The organism is Marinobacter zhanjiangensis, from assembly GCF_014651935.1.
In the GTDB taxonomy this organism is placed as follows: domain Bacteria; phylum Pseudomonadota; class Gammaproteobacteria; order Pseudomonadales; family Oleiphilaceae; genus Marinobacter; species Marinobacter zhanjiangensis.
The window spans coordinates 1-23,750 of record NZ_BMXV01000008.1 but is presented as its reverse complement, the minus strand read 5'-3'; the positions used below and the strand labels follow the sequence as shown (position 1 = coordinate 23,750).

Sequence of the window (23,750 nt, the reverse complement as noted above, 5' to 3'; positions counted from 1 at the left end):
TTGTCAGGCAGCGATGGCTGCGCCAAAAGGTACGCTGGTAACCAATGTTTCGGATGCACAATAAATCATGATTGATTGTCAGAATGTTCAGACACCTTTACGTCGGGTGGCGATTGTTGGTTCAGGTCTTGCGGGTCTGGTGGCCGCCAGGGAGTTGCTTGCCCTGGGCTTGGAGGCGACGCTGTTCGAAAAGAGCCGCGGCCCCGGTGGTCGCATGGCCGCCAAGCGACTGCCGGACCCGGCCAGCGGCTCGGCGGATATCGGTGCCCAGTACTTTACTATTCGCAATCCTGCTTTCCGCCAGTTTCTTGAACAGTACGCCGGTGAGGCCAGCTGGGGGGAGTGGCAGGGGCGTTTCCGCTACCAGAACGACCAGGGCATCTGGCAGGACATGCGCCCGGCACAGCGGTACGTGGGTGTTCCTCGGATGTCCGCAATCACCCGGGCGATATCTCAGGGGCTGGACCTGCGTGCGGGTGTCCGCGTTGCCAGTCTGCAACGGGATGAGCGGGAACTCTGGCAACTGACCGATACTGATGGTGGCGTCCATGGTGATTATGACGCCGTGGTGCTGACACCGCCACCGGCTCAGACCGTTGACCTGCTGACAGACAGCGGGCTGTCGGACGTGGCGGATGACCTCAACATCCGGATCAGTCGCATGCAGGCATGCTGGACGGTCGTGGTTCATTTTCCCCGGGGCGCCGGCGCCGACGTTGAAGGCTTGATGCCCCGCAGCGCCTTGCTGAGCTGGGCCGCCAACAACTCCAGCAAGCCCGGGCGTACGGACGAGGGTGAATGGTGGGTGCTTCACGGTGACCCGGACTGGTCCGATGCCAATACCGAACTGGACCCTCGGCAAGTCCGGGACCAGTTACTGGAGGAGTTCCTGCGCTGCACTGGCGCTACCGGGCAACCGGATGACTTTCTGGTTCACCGCTGGCTTTATGCCAAGCCGCGGGCGAGAACAGCGCCCGGCCACCTCTGGTTTGGCGACCGGAACATCGCCCTGGCGGGCGACTGGCTCGACGGCGGGCGCGTGGAAGGCGCTTTCAACAGCGCCAACGGGCTGATTCGTCGTCTGGAGTCGGACGGCCTGATCAGTGCCGAGCTGACTGCCCGGTAATTTCCCTGGGCCGCAGGTAAAAGTGAGTGATGGTACCGTCGGCGAACTTGCTGAAGAAGGCGCTGACATCGCTGATGCGCTGTAGCCGGCGACTGCGGGTTATGGGGTCCCTCACCAGAACCTGAATACCGTCAAAACTTTCGCCGATGCGTGAAAACTTCGCCCGCATGGTGCAGGTAACCACATCCCCCGGGGGCAGGGACAGTTCCCGGGCCAACCAGTGGCGGTGCGCGCCCAGTTCGTCCGGGTTCAGGTTCTCCCGGGTGTCCAGATGGCGCAGCTTGACCCGGTCCACAATGCAGCGGGAATAGCTGTCGGGACGTCTTCTGGCAATACGGCGGAAGGCCTCCCAGAAGAAGCTGTCCGTCAGATCGGCGAAGTACCCGATATCACTGAGACAGGTATTTACCCAGTCGAAAATCTCGGGGTCTTCCAGGGCTTCGTTGATCGCTTCCCTCAGCAGCCAGTCAAAGCCGAGAGCGGTCTTGTGGGCATAGACCTTGCGGTACATCTGGTGGCGACTGTAAACGAAATCCTCCAATGCTCCCAGTCCCTTGTGGGTAATGGCCAGCCCCAGCCAGGGGGTGCGGGTGTCCCAGCCGAAGCGCAGGTTGCTCAGTAGGTGGTCAAGATTGAAACCGCCGATGGTTACCGATGAATGGAAGCCGTCCCGCAGCATGTAATCCGCACGATCGGCATCAATTTCGCCGGATACAATGGATGACAGCATGTCCATCACCAGCCTCGGGATATCGGCATTGCGCAGGCGGCCGGCATCCGAGTCACCGCCGGCGATGAATTCCCAGAAGGTATGGGCATGGCGGCAGAAGGCCTCGCTTGGCGACACCTGGGTGGTCTCCATGATCCCCATGACATCTTCCGGGTAGAGGCCGGCCTGCTCCAGGTCGATGCTGGAGAGAATATCGTGGGCAACCCGGACGGAGTAATGTTCGTGCTCAAGTTCCGGCGGTATTTCCTTGAAATAACGGTGAAAGTCAGCGCCTTCCCAGAGTTGCTCGAAGCGGCCCGGCTGGGCCATCAGGTCGTGGATGCGCCGGGCCTGGGTGAACTGGTGGGAGAAGCTGGAGTGGCCGCTGTCGTGAAGCAGGCAGCCCAGTCGTATGGTCTTGGCCAGATAGTCGATGGCATCCAGCTGGCTCAGGGTCAGGTCCACCTGTTCGCTCAGCTGTCGCTCGCGCAGGTAGGCGTCGATCATTGCGCGAAACATCCGCCCGCCCACGTGCATCACGCCGACGCTGTGCAGAAACCGGGAGTGGGTCGCGCCGGGAAATACCAGGCTCAGAATGTCGTTCTGGCAGATATTGCGCAGGCGCTGGAACAGGGGGTGGTCGATAACCCGTATTTCGTGACGATAGAGTGGGATGCCCCCGTGAACCGGATCCATGATGATCTTGTCATAGGCACCGAGAAGATCATTGACCGCCTTGCGCATGATTAAACCTCGCCGGGAAAACAATATGGTACTTGTTATATCACAGCACCGTGCCAGAATACCCGGTATAAACCGTGGTTGAATATGAAAAAAACGGTGAACAGGGCACAACCAAAACATAAAGGCCGAAGCATGACAGCGCGCACCGAGCGCATACTTATTATCGATCCGGATGAAGCTGCGCGAGCGGATCTTGATCGCTACCTGGTCTCACGTGGCTTTTATGTGCATGGTTACGGAAGTATTACCGAAGCCCGCAAGCTTTTCGATGACCGTCCACCGGACGTTATTTTTGCCGACCTGCCACCGAAAACCATCAACGAACTCACCGCCGGCCTGGCCCATGACGGTGACTTTCTGCCCCTGATCGCCTTTTCCCATGTCACCACAGCCTCCGAGGTTATTGAAGCCCTGCGCGCTGGCGCCGTGGATTTTGTTCTCAAGCCGGTCACCGACAAGTCGGCGATTGAAGACGTGCTGGGGCGCCTGTTTGACCGGGTGCGGGTACACAGGCTCAATCGCCTGTACCGCCAGGAGCTGGAAGAGGCAAACACCGACCTGCGCGAGGGTATCTCCGAACTGAGGGCCGACCAGCGGGCGGGGCGCAAGGTGCAGATGAAGATGCTGCCGGACCACAACGTCATGCTGAATGGCCTGGCCCTTGACCACATGATCAAACCGTCACTGTACCTGAGCGGTGATTTTCTGGACTATTTCCGCATTTCCGACGATGAGACACTGATTTACATCGCCGATGTGTCGGGCCATGGCGCGAGTTCCGCCTTTGTAACGGTGCTGCTGAAGAACCTGACCAACCGGCTTCAGCGCAATCTGCGCCGGGGTTCGTCTGACGACATTCTCTACCCGGAGCGGTTCCTGCAACGGATCAACTCGGAACTGCTCGACACCGGCCTTGGCAAACATGTCACCGTATTTGTGGGCATCATCTCATCCTCCGCCAGAACCCTGCGTTACGCTGTGGGGGCACATTTTCCGATGCCGATGATTTCGGTCGAGGGTGGTGAAACACGGTTCCTGGAAGGCACCGGCCTGCCGGTCGGGCTGTTCGAGGAGCCGGAGTGGGAAGAGTATGAACTGTCCCTTCCGGCACCTTTTCACCTGTTCCTGTTCTCCGACGGCCTGCTCGAGGTGCTGGACGCGGCGAACCTGGATAAAAAGGAACAGCAACTACTTGAACTCGTATCGGGAGGCCGTCACACTATCGCATCGCTGAGTGAGGCTCTGCACCTTGACGAGAAAGCAGAGCTGCCAGACGATATCGCGTTGGTGTCGGTAACTGATGTGACAGTGACCGATAGCGATCTTCAGGGCGTATCTGTCACTGATGCCGGGAAGAAGCCGGCGGGTGCCGGGTGAGCAGGGCTCATCAGGCGTTTCCGTTTTGTCGAACGACTGGCAGTAGAAGACATGGCTGGCTACAAGATTCTGCAGGCTGAGAAGCAGGGGATTTACGTCCTCAAATTCATCGGAGAAATCCGGCTTAACCTGTGCTCGACGCTGGACAATCTGGTGGAATCCATTACCTCTGATCCGGCGTTCAAGACCGTGGTAATCGATTTGACGGAAACCGAGGTCATTGACAGCACAACGCTCGGGTTACTGGCCAAGATCGCCATGGCGGCCAAGAAAAAGAGTCAATTTCTGCCGACGCTGATTTCCACCAATCCGGATATTACCCGCATTATTACGTCCATGGGGTTCGACCGGATATTCATTATCCTGCGGGAGCCTGCCTCCCGCATCGAAGAACTTGAGGAAATCCCCGTTCTCCGTGCCAGCGAAAAAGAAGTGCGGGACAAGGTACTGGACGCCCACCGGGTGCTGATGGGCCTGAACAGCCGCAACCGGGACGAATTCCACAACCTGGTGCGCGCCCTGGAGTGCGAGGACACGGGCTGAGTCCACGGGCTGGAAAAAACGACAACGCCCCACACAGTCACCAAGGGCCGAAACGGAAGCTCTATGTCTGAAAACACGCGGCCCGGCGACGGGCAATCTCCCCCGGCATCATCAGAAGGCAAGCGCTCGGTTGCCGTCCTCGGCGGTGGCAGTTTTGGTACCGCCATGGCCAAGGTGCTGGCGGAAAAGGGCCACACCGTCCACTTCTGGATGCGGAACCAGGACCAGGTCCTCGAACTGATTGAACAGCGCACCAACAGCCGCTATATGCCGGGTGTCGAGATCGAGGGCGACCTCCACCCGACCACCAGTTTTGCCAGCGCGGTGGCCGATGCGGAAGCGGTGTTTGTCGCCATTCCCAGCAAGGCATTCCGCGAGGTTATCCGGACCCACGCCAGCGATTTCACCGACGGGCAGATCGTGGTCAGCCTCACCAAGGGTATCGAGCGTGAGGGCTTCAAGCTCATGAGCGAGATCCTTCAGGAGGAAGTGCCGCGAACCCGTATTGGTGTACTCAGCGGGCCCAATCTGGCGGCGGAAATCGTCAACCGGGAGCTGACCGCCACTGTGATCGCGGCCAAGGATCCGGAGATGCGGCGTACGGTGCAGGAGCTGCTGGGCTGCGACTATTTCCGGGTATACGCCAACGTTGATGTCTATGGCGTGGAACTCTCTGGTGCCCTCAAGAATATCTATGCCATTGTCTCCGGTATGGCTGCCGCCCTCGATCTGGGTGAAAACGCCCGCGCCATGCTGCTTACCCGCAGTCTCGCGGAAATGAGTCGTTTTGCGGTCAGCCTTGGCGCCAACCCCATGACATTCATGGGGCTCGCCGGTATAGGCGACCTGGTGGTGACCTGTACTTCATCCAAGAGCCGGAATTATCGGGTTGGCTATGCCGTTGGCATGGGAGCAGAGCTGGACGACGCCGTGGCGGAGCTGGGGCAGGTGGCCGAAGGCATTCATACGCTGTTGCTGGTCAAGGAAAAAGCCGAGTCCGTGGGCATCTACATGCCACTGGTGAAGGGGCTTTACGACATTCTCTATGGTGGCGCGTCTATCAGGGCCGTCATCAATGGTCTGATGACCGCGGTACAGAATTCCGATGTGGAGTTCATTCTGCCAAGAACCCTGTCGGGGCAGGGCTGAGCATGTATCTGCTGGTGATGCGCCACGGTGAGGCGGGCTGGCATACGGTTGATCAGGAAAGGGAGCTGACCGAGGCTGGCCGCAATGGCAGTGCCATGGTAGCTCGGCAGATTGCCAGGTCCTCATGGCGTCCCCGGGAAATCTGGTGTAGTCCCCTGGTCCGTGCACGTCAGACCGCGGCGATTGCCTCCGAGATCCTCAATTGCCGGGTAACGGAAAAGCTGTTTCTGACCCCCGAGGATGACCCCGGTCTGTGCCTGGATGCCCTTCTGGAGGAATCCTCTGCGAACCGCCTCATGATCGTGTCCCACATGCCGCTGGTGGGCGCACTGGCAACCCTGTTCGTGGATGGTCATCGCCGTGGCATTCCTTTCATGACAAGTCAGGCCGTGGTTCTGGATTTACCCGTGGTCGGGCCGGGCTGTGCCGACCTGAAAGCGCAGTTCCTGCCCTGATCCTGCCGCCACTGGCTGCCGACGATCTTGCAAGAACCGGTTTCCGCCCCCATCCTTCAGTCATATCCGTACTCTCGAATCTGACGCCCGTATTCATCAGGAGAATCCGTTATGAGCCAGGACACCAAGCGTCTTGAGGAACAGGTAAAGGCCGCCCGCGAAAGCGGTTCACTTCCCCCTGTCGAAAAGTGGAACCCCGAGCTGTCCGGTGATATTGATATTCGGATCGGCCGGGACGGCACCTGGTATCACGAGGGCAAACCGATGCAACGCGAAGCCGTTCCGAGGTTGTTCGCCACCATTCTGCGCAGAGAAGAAGACGGCGAGTACTACCTCATCACGCCGGTCGAAAAGTGGCGCATCCAGGTTGAAGACACGCCGTTGCTGGCGCATACACTGGAAGTGGAAGGTGAGGGCGAACAGCAGTTGCTGGCCGTTACCACCAACGTTGGCGAGAAGTTGCTGCTGGGCAGCGAACACCCGCTGGAAGTCGGCGTGTACCAGAGTGACGGCAGCCCGCGCCCGGTGGTTCATGTCCGGCGGGGGCTGGAAGCACGGCTGGTGACGGCCGCCTATTACGAGCTGGCGGATCTTCTGGTGGAGCGCAATGTCAACGGTAGCCCGGTTCTGGGTGTCTGGAGCGGTGGAGAGTTTTTTGAAGTGAGTAACGGTTGAAATCCCGGCGGGCGTCTCCACCATTGGGGGTAACACGGTAGAAAAGTCAGTCTGACACTTGTTAAACTGTATTTTCGATCTTGTTACCGAGCCCGGCTCTCTAACGAGGCCCGGTGGTCGTCAGTTACTCTGTGCAGTCCGGCTGTTCAAGATCACTTTCGATCAACCGTATTCAATTTACAGTCATTACGACATGCAAGGAGAAACCATGGCCCAACCTCGCGTTGTTACCATTCACTACACACTGACCAACGATGAGGGAGAAGAGCTGGACTCCTCCCGCGTGGAAGGTCGTGAGCCACTGTCGTATCTGGAAGGTGCGCAGAACATCATCGGCGGTCTGGAAACTGCGTTGAACGAAAAGGGCGCTGGCGACCAGGTCAAGGTTTCTGTTGATCCTGCCGAAGGTTACGGCGAGAAGAACGACGAACTGGTGCAGCCGGTTCCCCGCTCCGCCTTCGAAGGCGTGGACACCATCGAGCCGGGAATGCAGTTCCAGGCGCAGACTCCGGGCGGCCCCCAGATCGTCCGCGTTGTCGAAGTGAACGACGAAACCGTCACTATCGATGCCAACCATCCTCTGGCAGGCGAAACCCTTCACTTTGACGTGGAAGTGGTTGAAACCCGTGATGCTACCGATGAAGAGCAGGAGCATGGTCACGCCCACTAAGGCGACGACCTCCTGAATGAAAGCGGCCTGCGGGCCGCTTTTTTTTTGGAACAAAGGTTAGTCGCACTGCCATCCGGAGAGACCCCCGTGAATCAGGGGAGAGGCCTGTGACCGGTGCCAGTGGAGAGAGCACAGGCACAAAAAAGCCGGGGCGAACCCCGGCTTTATCTAACCGAACAGTCTGTTACATGTTCGGGTAGTTGGGACCGCCGCCCCCTTCGGGCGTCACCCAGGTAATGTTCTGGGCCGGGTCCTTGATGTCACAGGTCTTGCAGTGAACACAGTTCTGGGCGTTGATCTGGAACTTCTTGCCACTGCCGTCTTCCGCTTCAACCACCTCGTAAACCCCCGCCGGGCAGTAACGCTGTGCCGGTTCGTCGTATTTCGGCAGGTTGTGCTGCAGGGGAATGTCCGGATCCGTCAATTTCAGATGGATCGGCTGGTCTTCCTCATGGTTGGTATTGGACACGAACACCGAGGACAGTTTGTCGAAGGTGATGGCGTTGTCCGGCTTCGGGTAGTTGATTTTCTTGCTCTGGTCCGCCGGCTTGAGGGTAGCGTAATCGGGCACCGTGTCGTGGAACGTCATCGGCAGTGGGCGGCCGAGGATGTTCTGCTCGACAAAGGCGATGGCGCCACCGCCAATCTGGCCAAACTTGTGCATCGCCGGTGAGAAGTTGTGTTCCTTGAACAGCTCCTTGTATAGCCAGCTGTTCTCGAAGCGCTCCTGGAAGCTGGTGATTTCATCACCGGCCTTGCCTTCCTTGAGCGCCTCGAACACGGCTTCCGCACCCAGCAGGCCGGACTTCATCGCGGTGTGAGAGCCCTTGATCTTGGAAGAGTTCAGCGTGCCGGCATCACAGCCCAGCAGCAGGCCGCCCGGGAAGCTCATTTTCGGCAGGGAGTTCAGGCCACCCTTGGTAAGGGCGCGGGCGCCGTAGGAGACACGTTTGCCGCCTTCCAGATATTTTTTCATCTCCGGGTGCAGCTTCAGGCGCTGCATCTCATGGAACGGACTGACATGGGGGTTGCTGTAGGACAGGTCGGTAATCAGGCCCACATAAACCTGGCCATTTTCCAGGTGATACAGGAACGAGCCGCCGGTAGTGCCGGATTCATTCAGGGGCCAGCCAAGCGCGTGCACGACCAGGCCCGGCTCATGCTTCTCGGGGTCGATGTCCCACAGTTCCTTGATGCCGATACCGTAATGCTGCGGATCCTTGCCCTCATCCAGCTTGAACTCGCTGATCAGGCGCTTGCCCAGGTGGCCGCGGCAACCCTCGGTGAACAGGGTGTATTTGGCGCGCAGTTCCATGCCCGGCATATAGCCGTCTTTCTCGCTGCCATCACGGGCAACACCCATGTCACCGGTGATGACACCCTTGACCTGACCGTCCTCGACAATGGCTTCGGCGGCCGGGAAGCCGGGGTAGACTTCAACGCCCAGTTCTTCCGCCTGCTCGGCCAGCCAGCGGCACAGGTTGCCCAGGCTGATGATGTAATTGCCTTCGTTATGCATGCTCTTGGGCACGAAGGCATTGGGGATCTTGGTGGCCTTGTCCTGACTCTTCATCATGAAGATATCGTCCCGGGTAACCGGGGTGTTCAGGGGGGCGCCACGCTCTTTCCAGTCCGGGAAGAGTTCGTTCAGCGCAGTAGGCTCGAATACGGTGCCGGCCAGAATGTGGGCGCCGATCTCGGAGCCCTTCTCGACGACACAAACGGTCAGTTCTTCGCCGGCTTCCTGCGCCAGTTGCATGGTGCGACAGGCAGCCGAGAGACCCGCAGGGCCCCCGCCGACGATCAGAACATCAAATTCCATTGATTCGCGTTCCACGTTGGTCTCCTCAAACTTCTCATCAGTTGGACAGAAGGAATCTGGCACGTTCGGGCGCTTACCGAAATCAACCCAGGGCAGCTGGCCGGAGGCCCACGCTGCTCGCAACCCTTCATCTATTGTGTGCAGAACCAGACCCGCGGTTACCGCTGTAGCCTCGGTATGACTGGCCCTGCGCTTGACGTAAAGGGCTTATGATACCGGACGGGCCACTGTTTAACGACAGTGTAACCTGCTTTTTGCTCAGTTCAAACGGCCGTTTGAATGCGGAGTGCTTTTCTGGCACCTTGTTCCGCGCTACCGATCGGGGCTTTCAAAGCGCCATTGAACCGGATAGCAAGCAAAGTGAACTTTACCATAACTTTGCGAAACAGTGTTTCAAAAACAGGCGCAAAAGCGCGTCCATGGGCTCCAAATCAGAACAGGTACCACTTTCATTGATGGGCAAAGGCAATCCGGTAACCGTCCCGGATCCGTACCAATACGGTATTGACTATTGACCCACCGGGTCTTTGCCGTCAGTATTATGGCGCCCTGACAGCAGGTCCAACGGAGTTTTTGCTGTTTAGATTAATGTTCGGCCGCAGCTCCCTTGCGGTCGAAGCGACATGAATCATGAATACTCTGGTGTCGCCACGGCGGTGGATGTCGTCCCCGGCGGGTTGGTCGAGAGTTTTTCTGATTACGAGTCATTAAACCCATCGTAGAAGAACGAGGAATCTATGAAGGTTCTGGTCGCTGTAAAACGAGTTATCGACTACAACGTGAAGGTACGCGTCAAGCCGGACAACTCCGGTGTTGATCTTGCCAACGTCAAGATGGCGATGAACCCTTTCTGTGAAATCGCGGTAGAAGAAGCGGTTCGTCTCAAGGAAAAGGGTGTTGCCAGTGAGATCGTCGTGGTCTCCATTGGCCCGAAGGCTGCTCAGGAGCAAATCCGTACAGCCCTGGCACTGGGTGCGGACCGCGGTATCCACGTTCAGACGGACGAGGAAGTCCAGTCCCTGGAAGCCGCCAAGCTGCTCAAGGCCGTTGTCGAGAAGGAAGAGCCGAAGATGGTCATCCTCGGCAAGCAGTCCATTGATTCCGACAACAACCAGACTGGCCAGATGCTTGCCGCACTGACTGGTATGGGGCAGGGCACGTTCGCTTCCGAGGTCGTAGTGGAAGGCGAGAAGGTCAATGTCACCCGTGAGATCGACGGTGGTCTCATGACCCTGTCACTGGACCTGCCGGCGGTGGTTACCACCGACCTGCGCCTGAACGAGCCACGCTACGCTTCTCTGCCGAACATCATGAAGGCCAAGAAGAAGCCGCTGGATGCCACTACGCCGGATGACCTGGGCGTTGATATCTCGCCCCGTCTCGAGACCGTGAAGGTTGAAGCTCCGGCCTCTCGCAAGGCTGGCATCATGGTGGAAGACGTTGCCCAGCTGGTCGACAAACTGAAGAACGAAGCGAAGGTGATCTAAATGAGCATCCTGGTATTTGCTGAACACGATAACAGCAGCCTGAAGCAGGCTACCCTGAGTGTCCTGGCTGCTGCCAAGGAAATCGGTGGCGATATCGACGTTCTGGTTGCTGGCGATAACTGCAGTGCCGTTGCCGAGGAAGCTGCCAAGGCCGAGGGCGTAAACAAGGTCCTGCTGGCTGAAAATGCAGTCTACGGTCACAACCTGGGTGAGAACCTGGGGCAGCTGGTTGCCGAGGTTGGCAATGGTTACAGCCATATCATGGCGGCCGCCGGCACCACCGGCAAGGACTTCATGCCCCGCGTTGCGGCGCTGCTGGACGTTGCCCAGGTTTCCGACATCATGGGGGTGGTCGACGCTGACACCTTCGTTCGTCCGATCTATGCCGGCAACGCCATCGCGACCGTCAAGTCCAAGGACAGCACCAAGGTGATCACCGTTCGTCCGACCGCGTTCGATCCGGTTTCCGGCGAAGGCGGTTCTGCCTCTGTCGAAAACATCGACGTGGTCAAGGACGCTGGTGTTTCCTCCTTCGTGAGTGAAGAGCTGGCCAAGTCCGACCGTCCTGACCTGGCAAGCGCCGGCATCGTGATTTCCGGTGGCCGCGGCATGCAGAATGGTGAGAACTTCAAGATGCTGGAGCAGATTGCTGATCTGCTGGGCGCTGCGGTGGGTGCATCCCGTGCCGCTGTTGACGCCGGCTTCGTGCCGAACGACATGCAGGTTGGTCAGACCGGCAAGATCGTTGCTCCGCAGTTGTATCTGGCGGTGGGCATCTCCGGTGCCATCCAGCACCTGGCCGGCATGGGCGACTCCAAGGTGATCGCTGCGATCAACAAGGACGAAGAGGCTCCGATCTTCCAGGTAGCCGATTATGGCCTGGTAGCGGATCTGTTCGAAGCTGTACCTGAGCTTGAGGAAGAGTTGAAGAAAGTTCTGTAAAGAACTGCTTCAAAAGGGAAAAGGGTGCCAATTGGCACCCTTTTTTTGTGCCCGGGTGGTCGCCTGTCGTGTAGTTGTTGCGGCTGGCTCTGCTATGCTTGGAAGTCTTCAGACCACCATCGACTTCAAGTCGCCGCCACAACTGACAGGAGAACCCCATGGAACCCCGGTACGATATCGTACTTTTTGGTGCCACCAGTTTCGTAGGCAAGATTCTTACCCGCCGCATGGCCGAACGTCACGGCTTCGGGGCGTCGGACAAGAGTGAGGTCCGCTGGGCCATTGCCGGGCGCTCAAAGGCGAAGCTGGACAGCCTGAAGGATGAGCTTGGTCCGGCTGCGGTGGATTTGCCCATGGTGATTGCCGATGCGGCGGATGAGGACTCATTGGCGGCCATGTGCGATCAGACCCGTGTGGTGGTCTCCACGGTGGGCCCCTACGCCCTTTACGGCGAAGCCCTGGTGCGGGCCTGCGTCGACAGTGGCACCGACTACTGCGACCTGACCGGCGAAGTGCAGTGGATCCGCCGGATGATCCAGCTTTACGAGGGCCGGGCCAAAACCTCCGGGGCGCGCATTGTTCATTGCTGCGGGTTCGACTCGATTCCCTCGGATATGGGCGTGTGGTATCTGCAGCAGGAATCCATTGCCCGTTTCGGCCAGCCCTGCGAGCAGGTGAAAATGCGGGTGAAAGCGGCGAAAGGGGGCCTGTCCGGGGGCACCGTTGCCAGCCTGATGAATGTGGTTCAGGAGGCGGCTTCCAACAAGGCTCTGCGCAAGGAGCTGGCAGACCCGTTCTCCATCTGTCCGCCGGATCACGGCTCGGTCAGGCGACAGCACAGCGTGAAGTCTGCGGAATTCGATAAAGATCTGGAGTCCTGGGTGGCTCCGTTCCTGATGGCCGCCATCAATACCCGCGTCGTACACCGATCGAATGCCCTGCAGGACGCGCCGTACGGAACCGAGTTCCAGTACGAGGAGGCGACCATGACCGGCCGTGGCTGGAAAGGCCGGGCCCGGGCACTGGCCATGGCCGGTGCCATGGGCGGCTTTACACTGGCAACGGCAGTCAAACCCACGCGCTGGGCACTGGAGCGGTTTGTGCTGCCGGAACCTGGTGAAGGGCCAGACGAGAAGGCACAGGAAAAGGGGTTCTACGATCTGCGTTTCATCGGTACTACGGAAGGCGGGCAGACCATCACCACCAAGGTGACAGGCCAGGGCGACCCCGGCTATGGCTCCACCAGCCGTATGCTGGCCCAGGCCGCCGAATGCCTGGCGTTCGATATTCCTGACGATGCTGAAGGGGGCTTCTGGACACCGGCCAGCCTCCTCGATGGCAAGCTGCTGGAACGTCTTCAGGCCAATGCCCGGGTAACCTTTGAGGTGTTGTCGGTCGGATAAGGGGCGCCAAAGGCCGTTAAGCTCCGGGCCCCCTGGTTCCTCAGTCCAGGCCGTCGAACAGGGCGGCCATGATGTCATCCATGGTGACAAAGCCCAGCAGGCGGTTGTCTTCCAGCACCAGCAGCCGTTTGATCCGGTGTCCGCTCATCAGACTGGCGACATGGCGGATGCCGAGACTTTCCCCCACGCTGATAACCGGTTTGGCGCAGACGTCATAGACGTTGAGCAGGTCGATATCGCCATCCTCGGCAATCACCGTCTTGAGTATGTTGGTATAGGTGATCAGGCCCCAGGCGTCGTGTTCGCTTTGTTGCTCCACCACCAGTGATTTGACGCCGTGGCGCTTCATCAGCGTCATGGCCTCCCGAAGGGTGGCAAAGGGGGATACCTTGATCACTTCCCGAATCATCACATCCCGTACCGTCAGCATGATGCGCCTCCTATTCCAGGGAATCTTTCATATGCTTTTCGAATTTTTCCACCTGCGAGAAATCGATCCCTCCCAGGTGTTCCAGCGGCACGGTGAACAGGATTCCCCTGGAGTCTTCCCCGTCCGGCATGATGATTTTCTGCAGGGCCTTGAGCACGTCCAGTGAGAGGCCTTTTTCCAGCACCATCAGTAACACGCTCTGACTGCCATCGTAGGTGAGCCCGAAGAACGTCTTGCGTTTGGTGTTGCTGATACCCCGGCCGGCCAGCACGGTGATACCGCCGGCCCCCAGATCCCGCGCTGCATCGATACATTCCTGCTCCATGTCTTCAGGAACAATGGCCGCAAGGGCGGAAAATTTCATGATGTTACCTCACGTCGGGTTGTTATCCATTGTGCCAGTATGGCGTAGCTCATGACCGTCACAATGGGAAAGATGGAGGCAAAGGCAATCAGGCCAAAGCCGTCGATCAGAACGTTGCGCCCGTCGATATTCGAAGCCAGGCCGATCCCCAGGGCGGTCACCAGAGGAACGGTGACCTCCGACGTGGTCACCCCGCCAAGGTCATAGGCGAGCGCCACAATATACCGGGGCGCGAGCAGGGTCAGCAGGATGACCACGGTGTAACCGCCGATGATGTAGAAATGCATGGAATCACCGGCAATAATACGATGAACGCCGATGGTGATACCGATAGCGACCCCAAGGGCAACCAGCAACCGGATGACATTGCCATTGATCTGGCCGGTGGCGGCCTCTTCCGCCTGTTGTCCGATGGCAATCAGGGCCGGCTCCGCCATGGTGGTGGCAAAGCCGATGGCGAAGGCAAACAGGTAAACGAACAGGAAACCGTCCAGCCCGATGAGCTGCTCCGCCATGCTGGTGCCAATGGGGAACAGCCCCAGCTTCAGTCCTACCACAAAGGCATAGAGACCGAAGATCACCAGTATGAAGCCGAACACCACCCGGCGTGGGTTGGCCAGCCCCTTGCGCAGGACCAGGTACTGGAAGAACAACACCGTCAGGATAATGGGCAGCACATCACGGATCATGCCCAGCAGTTCGCCAACCATGCCTGTTATGCCGGTAGCAGCGGGTTCATCGGCCCCGGTCGCGACCAGGTCACCGGAAATATCACCGTCGCCGCTGTAAACCACAATGCCGTATAGCTGTACGCTGATCATCGGCACCATGACCGCCAGGGCCACCAGCCCGAAGCCGTCAATCAGGGGGTTACGGCCACGAATGGATGCGGCCAGTCCGATACCCAGCGCTGCCACCAGCGGCACCGTAACCACGTTGGTGGTCACCCCGCCGGAGTCGTAGGCCAGCCCGACAATTTCCGCCGGTGCGAACCAGGTGATAATCACCACGGTGATGTAGCCGACAATCATGAACCAGTGAAGCGGCAGCCCGAGAATGGTGCGCAACACCCCCAGCGCCGTAACCGAGCCCACGGAGAAGGCCACCAACATACGAAGGATAAAGGCGTCAATCCGCCCGCCACTGATCTCCTCGGCCTGATGGGCAACGGCGATCAGTGCCGGCTCAGCCACCACGGCGGAAAAGCCAAGGGCAAACCCGAAGGCCAGCAGCACAGGCACCGACCCCTTGCGGGCAAACTGGTGGGACAGGCTCTTGCCCACCGGGAAAATGCTCAGCTCAAGCCCCTGCAGGAACAGCGCTACCCCGACCGCGACAATAAGCAGGCCCAGCGCCATGCTCCACAGGCCGTCAGGAAGTTGCTTAAGCACCGCTACCTGAAAGATTCCCACTACCAGAACAATAGGCAGCAGATTCTTCAGGGCATGCAGGAAAGCGCTGGCAAAAGCCTTCAGATAATACACACCGTCCCCGGTTTATCCTTATGTTTGCGTTCCACTTCTGACGTTCAACCGACGCCCGATCGCGTGGGCAAGATTGCACCTACCAGACATGGTGAATGAAGGGATCTGTCAAGCTGCTGATTTCAATCAAGCCTGATGCAAATATCGGATTCAGGCAAGGCCTCGGGGGCATGACCGGCGAAAACACAGGTGCGTCCTGCCAGCCAGGGTTCGATGGACTTGCATATCCGGGTGCGGGTGGCCTCATCGACCCCGGTAAAGGGCTCGTCCAGCAGTAACAGCCAGCCGGGTCGCAACAGGGCCCTCGCCAGCCCGACCCTTCGACGCTCACCGCCGGACAGTAGCCGCCCCTGATCGCCGATCCAGGTATCCAGGCCCTGGGGTAGATTTGCCAGCAGGTCCGATAGCCCTACAGCGTCCAGTACGTCCGTCAGTTCCTGCCCGGAAGCATCCGGTTTCGCCATGATCAGGTTGGCCCGCAGGCTGTCGCTGAAGAAGTGAGTGTTCTGGCGAAGATAGCTGGTGCAGCCACGCCAACCCTCGTGTCGGGACGGGATGACCTGTTGCCCGGCCAATCGAAGCCCACCTTCGACGTCGGCGCCTTCGATACCGGCCAGATGATCCAGTAATGTCGATTTGCCGGAGCCGGACCGCCCCACCAGAGCCAGCCGCTGCCCGGGCCGCAGTTTTACGGTTATGGGGCTGAACAGGGTCTCGCCATGACGACTCATGGCCACGGACTCCAGGGCGATCTCCGCCGGGGCTGGTGGTCTGGCTTCTGGTTCCGGCCTGGTCGTCTCATGGCCTTCGCTGTTGAGGCGGGAGGCGGCGCCCAGTGTGGCGCCCAGGCGGCCAAACGCCGTTGGCAGGCCGCTGAAGGCTTCGCCGAGACCAAGAATGGCCAGGGTGAACAACAGGGCGACCGGGCCGCTGAGCTGGCCATCGCGCCAGAGCCCCAGCCCGGTCCACAGGGCGGTGATGACAGCCACCTGTATCGCCATCAGAGTAATGCCATGGGTGATGGCGGTTCGGGTCTCGGTGGTCAGCTTCAACCGGTCCAGGCCGCGGCTGTCTGCCAGCAGTTGCCCGGCCTCGCCGGACCAGCGATGGGCGCCCTGCAGCTCCGCCATGCCTTCAATGGCGTCTACCATTCGCCCCCGCAGGGCTTCCTCCCCGAAACCCTGCTGTTCGCCCGGCACGAGTGTGAGCCGGGACAACAGGGCCAGCACCGGTATCAGCAGCAACAGTGGCACCAGCGACCAGAGCATGAGCGGGGCGACCACGGCCAGCACGACCGCCAGAATCACCAGTCCCGCCAGGGCCATTGCCGGCGGGGCAACCAGTTGCAGGTAGAGGGTATCCAGGGTGTCGATATCACGGGTCAGGCGGGTCAGCCAGTCGGCGGCCCGCTTGCCGCCCCGTGCATCAGGTGGTGCTGCCGCAAGACGCCGGAAGAAAACCACCCGCAGGTCGGCCAGCAGGCGCAGCACTGTATCGTGGTTATAGAGGCGCTCGAAATAACGAGAAGCAGTACGGGCGAGGGCAAAGAAGCGAATGCCACCGCCGGGTGTGTAGATGTCCAGGTGGGCATTGACGCCCGCTGCCATCAGCAACCCGGTCAGGGCCGTAGCGGTGATAAACCACCCCGACAGGGCCATCAGCCCGACGCCGGCCAGAATCGTGGCGAACATTAACAGGCCGCCGATGAACAGGCGCTGCCGGTGGGCCAACAGCAGACGGAACCAGGGCCAAAGCTCAGTCATTGACCAGCCTCCCGTCACGGAGTAACAGCCTGCGGTCGGCGACAGCCCGGAATGCCGGGTGATGGCTGGCAATAACTATGGTGACGCCGCGCTGTCGCAGGGCGTGGATGGCGTCGATTACCTGTTGCTCACTCTGGCCATCAAGGCCAGCGGTGGGTTCATCCATCAGCACCAGGCGATAGTCCGCCAGGAACAGTCGCGCCAGGGCCAGGCGGCGTGCCTGTCCGCCGGACAGACCGGCGCCGCCCTCCTGGATGGGGGTATCCAGGCCATTGGGCCGCTGGCTGACCAGTTGCTTCAGACCGACCCGCTCCAGGGCTGTCAGCAAGGCGTCGTCTGAGGCCTCCGGTGCCACCAGTCTGAAGTTGCCGGCCCAGGTATCCTGCCGGATAAAGGGTGTCTGCCCCAGCCAGCCAAAGGGTTCGCTGCCAGGCACCTGGCCAAAGCAACGCACAGACCCGCCGGACGGGGCCAGAAAGCCTGCCATGACATTGAGCAGGGTCGACTTGCCGCTGCCCGAGGTGCCTTCAAGGAGCACGAGCTGTCCCGGAGGAATGTTCAGTGAGACATCCACCAGGCCGGTTCGCCCATCCTCAAAGGTCACCATCAGCTCGTCGATCCGGAGCGCATTGTCCGGGTCTGAAACAGCCTGTGTGGTGTTGTCCCGTGGGGTAACCGGCGTGTCGGCCAGCCGGGCCTGTAGCTGGGCCGCCGCACCCAGGGCCGTGGCCCGGTCATGGTAATGCTGGGCCAGCTGTCGCAGGGGCTGGAAGAATTCCGGCGCCAGCAACAGGATGAACAACCCCGAGAACATCGTCAGCTGTGGTGAGGGGCCGTACTCAATGTAGCCCAGCAGTCCGAAGCCGATATAGATGGCGATCACCGCAATGGCAACCGAGGCAAAAAATTCCAGTACCGCGGACGACAGGAAGGCCACCCGCAGGGTTTTCAGGTTGATGCGCCGGTACTCGTCAGTCGCCTCCGCAATATCCGCGGTGGCGGGCGCGGTGTGCTGGAATAGCTGCAAGGTGGTTAGCCCCCTGAGCCTGTCCAGGAAGTGGCCGGACAGTCGCCCCAGGGTTTCCATGTGCTGCTGGTTCAGTTTCTCGGCGCCCATGCCGACCAGTGCCATGAACAACGGGATCAGTGGTGCGGAAAGCAGCAGGAACACCGCGGCCAGCCAGTCCAGCCATAGCACCATAGCCAGAATCATCACCGGCACCGTCACGCACAGGATCATCTGGGGCAGGTAGTGAGCGTAATAGCCGTGCAGGGCCTCCACCTGATCGATCCATTCCGATGCCAGGGTACCGGAGGATTTTCGGGCGAGCCTGGCGGGACCCAGGTGCCCCAGACGTTCCAGCAGATCCCGGCGCAGCCGGGCGCGAACCTCATCACTGGCCCGGGCGGCAAACCGGTTCTGGCTGGCAAGGGCGGTTGCCCGCACGGCAATAGCCACTACAACCATCGCGGCAACCCACACCAGACTGGCCGCTGATGCCTCGTCAACCAGTGCAGCGTGGGCAATCCAGGCAACACCCGCCAGCTGGATAATCGTTGCCAGGGCGGCCAGCGATCCGGCCAGCGCGGCCAGACGGATGTGGGGCAGGGCAGGACGCTGGCGCTCCTTCAGCCAGCGCGCTGCCTCTCGCGGGGAGGGTTGAGCCACCTAGTGGTAGCCCTCGCCGGCACGGACCTTGCCCCGGAAGACCCAGTAGGTCCACGCGGTGTAGCCCAGCACCACCGGAATCACGAACAGCAGCCCCAACAGGAGGAACAGCTGCGAGCCATAGGCCGACGAGGCGTCCCAGATGGTGTACTCCGGCGGCACCACGTAGGGCCACTTGCTGACGATCAGGCCCAGGTAGGTAAAGATGAACAGCCCCATGGTGGCGACAAAGGGCATGCCATCCCGGTTATTCCGTACCGCGCGAAAAATCACGTAGGCACAGATCAGACCAAGGGCCGGAAATACCCAGATCAGGCTCAGGTGATCAAACCAGCGATCACGCACGAAGGGGTCCACGAATGGCGTCCAGATACTGATGATGGCAAACACCACAAGCACGGCCACCAGCAACGGAATCACCAGTCGCCGTGCCCACCGCTGAAGGTCATCTTCCGTCTTCAGTACCAGCCAGGTTGCACCCAGCAGGGCATAGCCAGCGAGCAACCCGAGACCGGTGAGCACCGTGAACGGGGTCAGCCAGTCCAGTGCGCCACCGGTGTATACGCGATTGGCGGTCTCAAAGCCCTGGATGTAGGCGCCTACCACCACGCCCTGAGCAAACGCAGCAACAGTAGAGCCCCCGGCAAACGCCCAGTTCCAGAGATAGCGCGAAGTGTTGGCCTTGAAGCGGAACTCGAAGGCAACGCCCCGGAAGATCAGCCCGGCCAGCATCAGGAAAACGCCGATATACAAGGCGGGCAACAGGATGGAATACACCAGGGGGAAGGCCGCCAGTAGTCCGGCTCCCCCCAGTACCAGCCAGGTCTCGTTGCCGTCCCACACCGGCGCGACCGAATTCATCATCACATCCCGGGACTCTTCATCCGGGGCGAACGGGAACAGGATACCCACGCCCAGGTCGAAGCCGTCCATCAGCACATACATGATCACGCCAAAGCCGATAATGAATGCCCAGATCAGGGCCAGATCAAACAGTTCCATATCAGTATCCCCCCTGACGGACAACGTCTTCGTTGTATTCGAATGGCACATGGGCAGCGGACAGCGGTCGCTTGGGCCGGTCGGAGTCATGGGTATCATCCCTGGCCTCCAGCCCGTCATGGAGTACCCGCATCAGGTAATAGACACCGGCGGAGAACACCAGCGCGTAGACCACCATGTAACCGATCAGGGTGAACAGGGCCATGCCACCGGTGAGTGACGGGGTGAGGCCTTCGGCCTGGGTCATCATGCCATAGACCAGCCACGGTGCCCGGCCCACTTCAGTGACAAACCAGCCGGCCAGCACCGCCAGGAAGGGTGTGAGCGACATTAATCTCAGCCCCTGCAGAAACCAGTTGGTGGTGGCGAACCGGCCGCCGGGACGCAGCAGCAGGCCCGCCAGAGCAAAGCCAATCATCAGGAAGCCCAGGCCAACCATGATACGGAAAGCCCAGAATACGACAGCCACCGGAGGTTGTTCCGCCGCCGGCGCCTGGTCCAGCCCGGGGACTTCACCGTCGAAATCATGGGCCAGTATCAGGCTGGCCAGTCCGGGAATGCCGACCTCCAGATGGTTGGTCTGGTTGGCCTGGTCCGGCAGGGCAAACAGCAGCAGGGGAACATTGGTACCGGTCTCCCAGTTACCTTCCATGGCCGCTACCTTGACCGGTTGGTGCTCCAGGGTATTGAGGCCATGGAAATCACCGATCACCGCCTGCAATGGCGCGATGATCAGCAGCAGCCACAAGCTGATGGACAGGGCCTTGCGGTTGGCTTCCACCTCCCGGCCGCGCAACAGGTACCAGGCACTGACGCCGGCCACCACAAAGCCACCGGTCAGGAACGAGGCCAGGCCCATATGGAGGAAGCGCCAGCCAAAGGACGGGTTGAAGAGCGCCGCGGACCAGGACACCACATGGAACACCCCGTCACGGAGCTCCACCCCGGCCGGAGTCTGCATCCAGCTGTTGGCGGAGAGAATCCAGAACGAGGAGATAAAGGTACCCAGCGCCACCATCATTGCAGCGAACAGGTGGACACCCGGGGGCACCTTGTCGCGACCGAACAGCAACACGCCGAGGAAAGCCGCCTCCAGGAAGAACGCAGTCACCACCTCGTAACTGAGTACCGGCCCCATGAAATTGGCCGTCGCCTGGGAAAAGTTGGACCAGTTGGTACCGAACTGGAAGGACATCACGATGCCCGATACCACACCCATGCCGAACACCACCGCGAACACTTTCGTCCAGAACGCTGACAGACGTTCCCAGGCAGGGTTCTCCGTCTTGAACGCCAATGCTTCAAGGGTGGCAATAAACGATGCCAGACCGATGGTAAAGACAGGGAAAATCGCGTGGAAGGAGACCACGAACGCGAACTGGATTCGCGACAGCAACAGGGGATCGAGCTCCATAGGGAACCTCCGGTAACCACAGTTATGGTGAAGGAAACCTCCACCCGGGCCGACTGCCTCGTGTTTGTGCGGTTTTTGTTAGTACCGGCAGATGGTTATGATGCTACTCTCAGGATAGCGCATTACCAATGGGTCGGAATGTCGCACCAATTGTTTTAAATCAATTCTGGAGAACACCTTGGGATTTTACGAGGAACGAATTCTGCCGCACATGATCGACAAGGCCTGCTCGGTGGGCCAGGTGATGAAACTGCGCAGCCAGCTGATTCCCCGGGCAACAGGCACGGTACTGGAAGTCGGCATGGGCTCGGGCATCAACCTGGAATTCTACGACCCGGAAACGGTGGCACTGGTCTATGGTCTGGAGCCATCCGAAGGCATGCGACGCAAAGCACAGGAAAACCTCCAACGCTCGCCGGTGCCCGTTCAGTGGCTCGACCTGCCGGGCGAACAAATCCCGCTTGAGGATAATAGTGTAGACACGGTTTTGCTGACCTTCACGCTGTGTACCATCCCGGATCACCGGGCCGCGCTGGACCAGATGTGGCGGGTACTCAGGCCCGGTGGTGAGCTGCTGTTCCTGGAGCACGGGGAATCGCCGCACACCGGTACCCGCAAATGGCAGCACCGCATCACACCTGGCTGGAAGAAAATAGCCGGCGGATGCCACCTCAACCGCCCCATCGACAGCCTGATTCGCGAGGCTGGATTCACGATTGCCGAACTGGAGAACTTCTACATGCCCAAGGCGCCCAGAATTGCCGGCTACCTGTACCAGGGCAGGGCGCACAAGGCGCTTTAAGCGGCCTGTGTCCGTTAGCCCTGATCCCAATTGCGTTGCGAGCCACGGCCTTATACAATCCCGGCCTGCAATTGCCCTCCGATCTGCCCGGGTGGTGAAATTGGTAGACACTGGGGACTTAAAATCCCCTGACCGTTAGGTCGTGCCGGTTCGAGTCCGGCCCCGGGCACCATGATTATCAGTAGATTACGATGCCTTTGCTAATGCCTGCCAAAGTTATGAAATTCCATGTAGACGCAATGTAGACATTTCAGTCGCCATTGGATTGCCCCTCAGTAATGTTTCAGGTACAACGAGCCAAACAGTTTTGCGTGTCCGCACTCTCGCTGGATCGGTGGAAGGATCTCGTTTTATGGCTTTCAATTTAAACTTCCCACAATTTGAGGGTGAAGGAAAACAGCTGAATCTTGAGATGGGCCAAATGGCTTTCGTCGTCGGGCCGAATGGATCCGGGAAATCCAGCCTCATGCAGCAGTTTGCAACCCAGAACAGGGGCCGTTATCGAAGGATTTCAGCTCATCGACAAGTATGGTTTAACAACAACTCTTTGGAACTCACTCCGGCAACTCGCGATCAAAATGAAACCAACATATTGAATCAAGACGTTCAAGAGACCGCGAGGTATGTAGATCACCACGCTCATGCACGCTCGCAGATCACAATTTTTGACTTAATTGATTCAGAAAACACTGATGCGAGAAATATTGCAGCTGCGATAAGAAGTGGAAATTTAACGCGAGCGGAAGAGCTGGCGGCACAGTCTCCGCCACTTGAAAAGCTGAATAGGCTACTCAGCATTGCGAATCTGGATATAGAAATCAGTGTTGATGAGGCGAGTAAGCTTCTAGCTAAAAAGGATGGCTCAGATCCATACAGTATTGCTGCACTCTCTGATGGAGAAAGAAACGCCATTTTGATCTGCGCGAGCGTTCTAACCGCAAAGCCAGGAATGCTCATTTTGCTAGATGAGCCTGAAAGACACTTGCATCGTTCAATTGTCTCTCCTCTTTTGACGTCATTACTTGCAATGCGCAATGACTGCGCCTTCATTGTTTCGACCCACGATATAAGCCTTCCTTTAGATCAACAAGGGTCGGAGGTGGTCGTTCTCCGCGAGTATGTTCACAACCCCAGGAAATGGGAAGTTGATATAATTTCAGACCTGAATACGCTGGATGAATCGGTAGCGAGAACGATACTTGGTTCGCGAAAAAAAGTGCTTTTTGTCGAGGGAGCAAGTTCTAGCCTAGATATGCAAATTTATCAGTTAGCATTCCCTGATATATCAGTTGTTCCGTCCAATAGCTGTGTTGATGTTGAGAAGATTGTTCGCGGCTTAACGGCTAGCGTCGACCACCATCGTACCCGTGCTATAGGTTTGGTTGACCGTGATTTTCGGCCTGAAGATGAAGTTGAGGCGTTAAAGTCAGAAGGTATAATCGCACTAGAACAGTATTCCGTTGAGTCAATCTATTATCACCCAAACGTGCTTAAAATAGTGGCCCGAAGTGCATCCAGTCTGTTTGGTTACGATCCTGCGGAGGCCGTTCGATATGCCACCACGAGAGCTATACGATCGTTGGTCCCGCATCAAGAAAGACTCGCTTACCGCTTAGCCCGGATTTCTCATAGGCCGCCAACAAGTCTCGCAGACGGGTCGACCTATCGCCATACCGGTTCAGGTCAGGGTCTAACCGCTTAATATTTAATCAGTAGCGGT

At 59.1% G+C, this 23,750-nt stretch carries 21 protein-coding genes and 1 tRNA gene; 13 read left to right on the top strand and 9 right to left on the bottom strand.

All coding sequences use genetic code 11. The annotated features are described in order from the left end of the window. The first annotated feature begins 67 nt into the window (after nt 1–67). The gene (locus IE079_RS15695) at nt 68–1,126 is read left to right on the top strand and encodes an NAD(P)/FAD-dependent oxidoreductase (protein WP_189577754.1); all 1,059 of its coding nucleotides are present in this window, start codon (nt 68–70) and stop codon (nt 1,124–1,126) included. Here the strand turns inward: IE079_RS15695 and IE079_RS15690 are convergent. Then, nucleotides 1,101–2,579, bottom strand: coding sequence for an HD domain-containing protein (locus IE079_RS15690; RefSeq protein ID WP_189577752.1), 1,479 nt, complete (start codon nt 2,577–2,579; stop codon nt 1,101–1,103). The two genes, IE079_RS15695 and IE079_RS15690, sit on opposite strands and share 26 nt — an antisense overlap. A 132-nt stretch (nt 2,580–2,711) precedes the next feature. Between IE079_RS15690 and IE079_RS15685 the strand changes: the two genes are divergently transcribed. The 6 genes from IE079_RS15685 (at nt 2,712) to IE079_RS15660 (ending at nt 7,448) form a co-directional block, all read left to right on the top strand. Then, nucleotides 2,712–3,956: a PP2C family protein-serine/threonine phosphatase gene (locus IE079_RS15685; RefSeq protein ID WP_189577750.1), complete on the top strand. Its 1,245-nt coding sequence runs from the start codon at nt 2,712–2,714 to the stop codon at nt 3,954–3,956. A gap of 51 nt (nt 3,957–4,007) precedes the next feature. Continuing rightward, complete coding sequence (locus IE079_RS15680; protein WP_189577748.1) at nt 4,008–4,499, top strand: STAS domain-containing protein; 492 nt, start codon at nt 4,008–4,010, stop codon at nt 4,497–4,499. A gap of 63 nt (nt 4,500–4,562) precedes the next feature. After that, nucleotides 4,563–5,648 (top strand): NAD(P)H-dependent glycerol-3-phosphate dehydrogenase, encoded by a 1,086-nt coding sequence (locus IE079_RS15675; RefSeq protein ID WP_189577747.1) that lies wholly within the window; start codon nt 4,563–4,565, stop codon nt 5,646–5,648. Between the two features lie 2 nt (nt 5,649–5,650). Further along, the gene (locus tag IE079_RS15670; protein WP_189577745.1) at nt 5,651–6,103 is read left to right on the top strand and encodes a SixA phosphatase family protein; all 453 of its coding nucleotides are present in this window, start codon (nt 5,651–5,653) and stop codon (nt 6,101–6,103) included. Between the two features lie 111 nt (nt 6,104–6,214). After that, nucleotides 6,215–6,778, top strand: coding sequence for a DUF1285 domain-containing protein (locus tag IE079_RS15665; protein WP_189577743.1), 564 nt, complete (start codon nt 6,215–6,217; stop codon nt 6,776–6,778). Between the two features lie 208 nt (nt 6,779–6,986). Beyond that, the gene (locus IE079_RS15660; protein WP_189577742.1) at nt 6,987–7,448 is read left to right on the top strand and encodes an FKBP-type peptidyl-prolyl cis-trans isomerase; all 462 of its coding nucleotides are present in this window, start codon (nt 6,987–6,989) and stop codon (nt 7,446–7,448) included. 184 nt (nt 7,449–7,632) lie between these two features. Here the strand turns inward: IE079_RS15660 and IE079_RS15655 are convergent, their stop codons facing one another. Beyond that, nucleotides 7,633–9,285 carry an electron transfer flavoprotein-ubiquinone oxidoreductase gene (locus tag IE079_RS15655; RefSeq protein ID WP_189577741.1) on the bottom strand — a complete coding sequence of 551 codons (1,653 nt, stop codon included), beginning with the start codon at nt 9,283–9,285 and terminating at the stop codon, nt 7,633–7,635. Between the two features lie 722 nt (nt 9,286–10,007). Here IE079_RS15655 and IE079_RS15650 point away from each other — a divergent pair. From IE079_RS15650 to IE079_RS15640, 3 genes are all read left to right on the top strand, one after another. Beyond that, nucleotides 10,008–10,757, top strand: a complete 750-nt coding sequence (locus tag IE079_RS15650) for an electron transfer flavoprotein subunit beta/FixA family protein (RefSeq protein WP_189577739.1) — start codon at nt 10,008–10,010, stop codon at nt 10,755–10,757. Next, nucleotides 10,758–11,699 (top strand): electron transfer flavoprotein subunit alpha/FixB family protein, encoded by a 942-nt coding sequence (locus IE079_RS15645; protein WP_189577737.1) that lies wholly within the window; start codon nt 10,758–10,760, stop codon nt 11,697–11,699. It abuts the gene before it with no gap. Nucleotides 11,700–11,857: 158 nt separating this feature from the next. Then, nucleotides 11,858–13,102, top strand: coding sequence for a saccharopine dehydrogenase family protein (locus tag IE079_RS15640; protein ID WP_189577736.1), 1,245 nt, complete (start codon nt 11,858–11,860; stop codon nt 13,100–13,102). Nucleotides 13,103–13,142: 40 nt separating this feature from the next. Here IE079_RS15640 and IE079_RS15635 read toward each other — a convergent pair whose 3' ends face one another. The 7 genes from IE079_RS15635 to IE079_RS15605 all read right to left on the bottom strand — a co-directional run bounded on the left by IE079_RS15635 (nt 13,143) and on the right by IE079_RS15605 (nt 21,228). Beyond that, entirely contained in the window at nt 13,143–13,532 is a 390-nt protein-coding gene (locus IE079_RS15635) for a CBS domain-containing protein (RefSeq protein WP_189577735.1), read from the bottom strand. A 10-nt stretch (nt 13,533–13,542) separates the two neighbouring features. After that, nucleotides 13,543–13,896, bottom strand: coding sequence for a transcriptional regulator (locus IE079_RS15630; protein WP_189577734.1), 354 nt, complete (start codon nt 13,894–13,896; stop codon nt 13,543–13,545). Beyond that, nucleotides 13,893–15,380, bottom strand: coding sequence for a DUF1538 domain-containing protein (locus IE079_RS15625; RefSeq protein WP_189577733.1), 1,488 nt, complete (start codon nt 15,378–15,380; stop codon nt 13,893–13,895). Before IE079_RS15625 ends, IE079_RS15630 begins: the two co-directional genes overlap by 4 nt. Before the next feature lie 122 nt (nt 15,381–15,502). After that, nucleotides 15,503–17,143, bottom strand: a complete 1,641-nt coding sequence (gene cydC, locus IE079_RS15620; protein ID WP_189577732.1) for a thiol reductant ABC exporter subunit CydC — start codon at nt 17,141–17,143, stop codon at nt 15,503–15,505. Continuing rightward, nucleotides 17,136–18,812 (bottom strand): thiol reductant ABC exporter subunit CydD, encoded by a 1,677-nt coding sequence (gene cydD / locus IE079_RS15615; protein WP_189577731.1) that lies wholly within the window; start codon nt 18,810–18,812, stop codon nt 17,136–17,138. The genes cydC and cydD overlap by 8 nt, the downstream gene beginning before the upstream one ends. Next, nucleotides 18,813–19,814, bottom strand: a complete 1,002-nt coding sequence (gene cydB, locus IE079_RS15610) for a cytochrome d ubiquinol oxidase subunit II (protein WP_189577730.1) — start codon at nt 19,812–19,814, stop codon at nt 18,813–18,815. A 1-nt stretch (nt 19,815) separates the two neighbouring features. After that, the gene (locus IE079_RS15605; RefSeq protein ID WP_189577729.1) at nt 19,816–21,228 is read right to left on the bottom strand and encodes a cytochrome ubiquinol oxidase subunit I; all 1,413 of its coding nucleotides are present in this window, start codon (nt 21,226–21,228) and stop codon (nt 19,816–19,818) included. A gap of 178 nt (nt 21,229–21,406) precedes the next feature. On the opposite strand from IE079_RS15605, the gene IE079_RS15600 reads away from it, so the two are divergent. The 3 genes from IE079_RS15600 to IE079_RS15590 all read left to right on the top strand — a co-directional run bounded on the left by IE079_RS15600 (nt 21,407) and on the right by IE079_RS15590 (nt 23,732). Further along, nucleotides 21,407–22,030, top strand: a complete 624-nt coding sequence (locus IE079_RS15600; protein WP_189577728.1) for a class I SAM-dependent methyltransferase — start codon at nt 21,407–21,409, stop codon at nt 22,028–22,030. Nucleotides 22,031–22,115: 85 nt separating this feature from the next. Beyond that, a tRNA-Leu gene (locus IE079_RS15595) sits at nt 22,116–22,202 on the top strand. A gap of 180 nt (nt 22,203–22,382) precedes the next feature. Beyond that, nucleotides 22,383–23,732: an AAA family ATPase gene (locus IE079_RS15590; RefSeq protein WP_189577727.1), complete on the top strand. Its 1,350-nt coding sequence runs from the start codon at nt 22,383–22,385 to the stop codon at nt 23,730–23,732. Nucleotides 23,733–23,750 lie beyond the last annotated feature (18 nt).

What these genes read in the sequence shown, in the direction of transcription:
- IE079_RS15695 (WP_189577754.1), top strand. Translation starts at nt 68, where the DNA reads ATGATTGATTGTCAGAATGTTCAGACACCTTTACGTCGGGTGGCGATT.
- IE079_RS15690 (WP_189577752.1), bottom strand. Translation starts at nt 2,579, where the DNA reads ATGCGCAAGGCGGTCAATGATCTTCTCGGTGCCTATGACAAGATCATC.
- IE079_RS15685 (WP_189577750.1), top strand. Translation starts at nt 2,712, where the DNA reads ATGACAGCGCGCACCGAGCGCATACTTATTATCGATCCGGATGAAGCT.
- IE079_RS15680 (WP_189577748.1), top strand. Translation starts at nt 4,008, where the DNA reads ATGGCTGGCTACAAGATTCTGCAGGCTGAGAAGCAGGGGATTTACGTC.
- IE079_RS15675 (WP_189577747.1), top strand. Translation starts at nt 4,563, where the DNA reads ATGTCTGAAAACACGCGGCCCGGCGACGGGCAATCTCCCCCGGCATCA.
- IE079_RS15670 (WP_189577745.1), top strand. Translation starts at nt 5,651, where the DNA reads ATGTATCTGCTGGTGATGCGCCACGGTGAGGCGGGCTGGCATACGGTT.
- IE079_RS15665 (WP_189577743.1), top strand. Translation starts at nt 6,215, where the DNA reads ATGAGCCAGGACACCAAGCGTCTTGAGGAACAGGTAAAGGCCGCCCGC.
- IE079_RS15660 (WP_189577742.1), top strand. Translation starts at nt 6,987, where the DNA reads ATGGCCCAACCTCGCGTTGTTACCATTCACTACACACTGACCAACGAT.
- IE079_RS15650 (WP_189577739.1), top strand. Translation starts at nt 10,008, where the DNA reads ATGAAGGTTCTGGTCGCTGTAAAACGAGTTATCGACTACAACGTGAAG.
- IE079_RS15645 (WP_189577737.1), top strand. Translation starts at nt 10,758, where the DNA reads ATGAGCATCCTGGTATTTGCTGAACACGATAACAGCAGCCTGAAGCAG.
- IE079_RS15640 (WP_189577736.1), top strand. Translation starts at nt 11,858, where the DNA reads ATGGAACCCCGGTACGATATCGTACTTTTTGGTGCCACCAGTTTCGTA.
- IE079_RS15635 (WP_189577735.1), bottom strand. Translation starts at nt 13,532, where the DNA reads ATGCTGACGGTACGGGATGTGATGATTCGGGAAGTGATCAAGGTATCC.
- IE079_RS15630 (WP_189577734.1), bottom strand. Translation starts at nt 13,896, where the DNA reads ATGAAATTTTCCGCCCTTGCGGCCATTGTTCCTGAAGACATGGAGCAG.
- cydC (WP_189577732.1), bottom strand. Translation starts at nt 17,143, where the DNA reads ATGACTGAGCTTTGGCCCTGGTTCCGTCTGCTGTTGGCCCACCGGCAG.
- cydB (WP_189577730.1), bottom strand. Translation starts at nt 19,814, where the DNA reads ATGGAACTGTTTGATCTGGCCCTGATCTGGGCATTCATTATCGGCTTT.
- IE079_RS15605 (WP_189577729.1), bottom strand. Translation starts at nt 21,228, where the DNA reads ATGGAGCTCGATCCCCTGTTGCTGTCGCGAATCCAGTTCGCGTTCGTG.
- IE079_RS15590 (WP_189577727.1), top strand. Translation starts at nt 22,383, where the DNA reads ATGGCTTTCAATTTAAACTTCCCACAATTTGAGGGTGAAGGAAAACAG.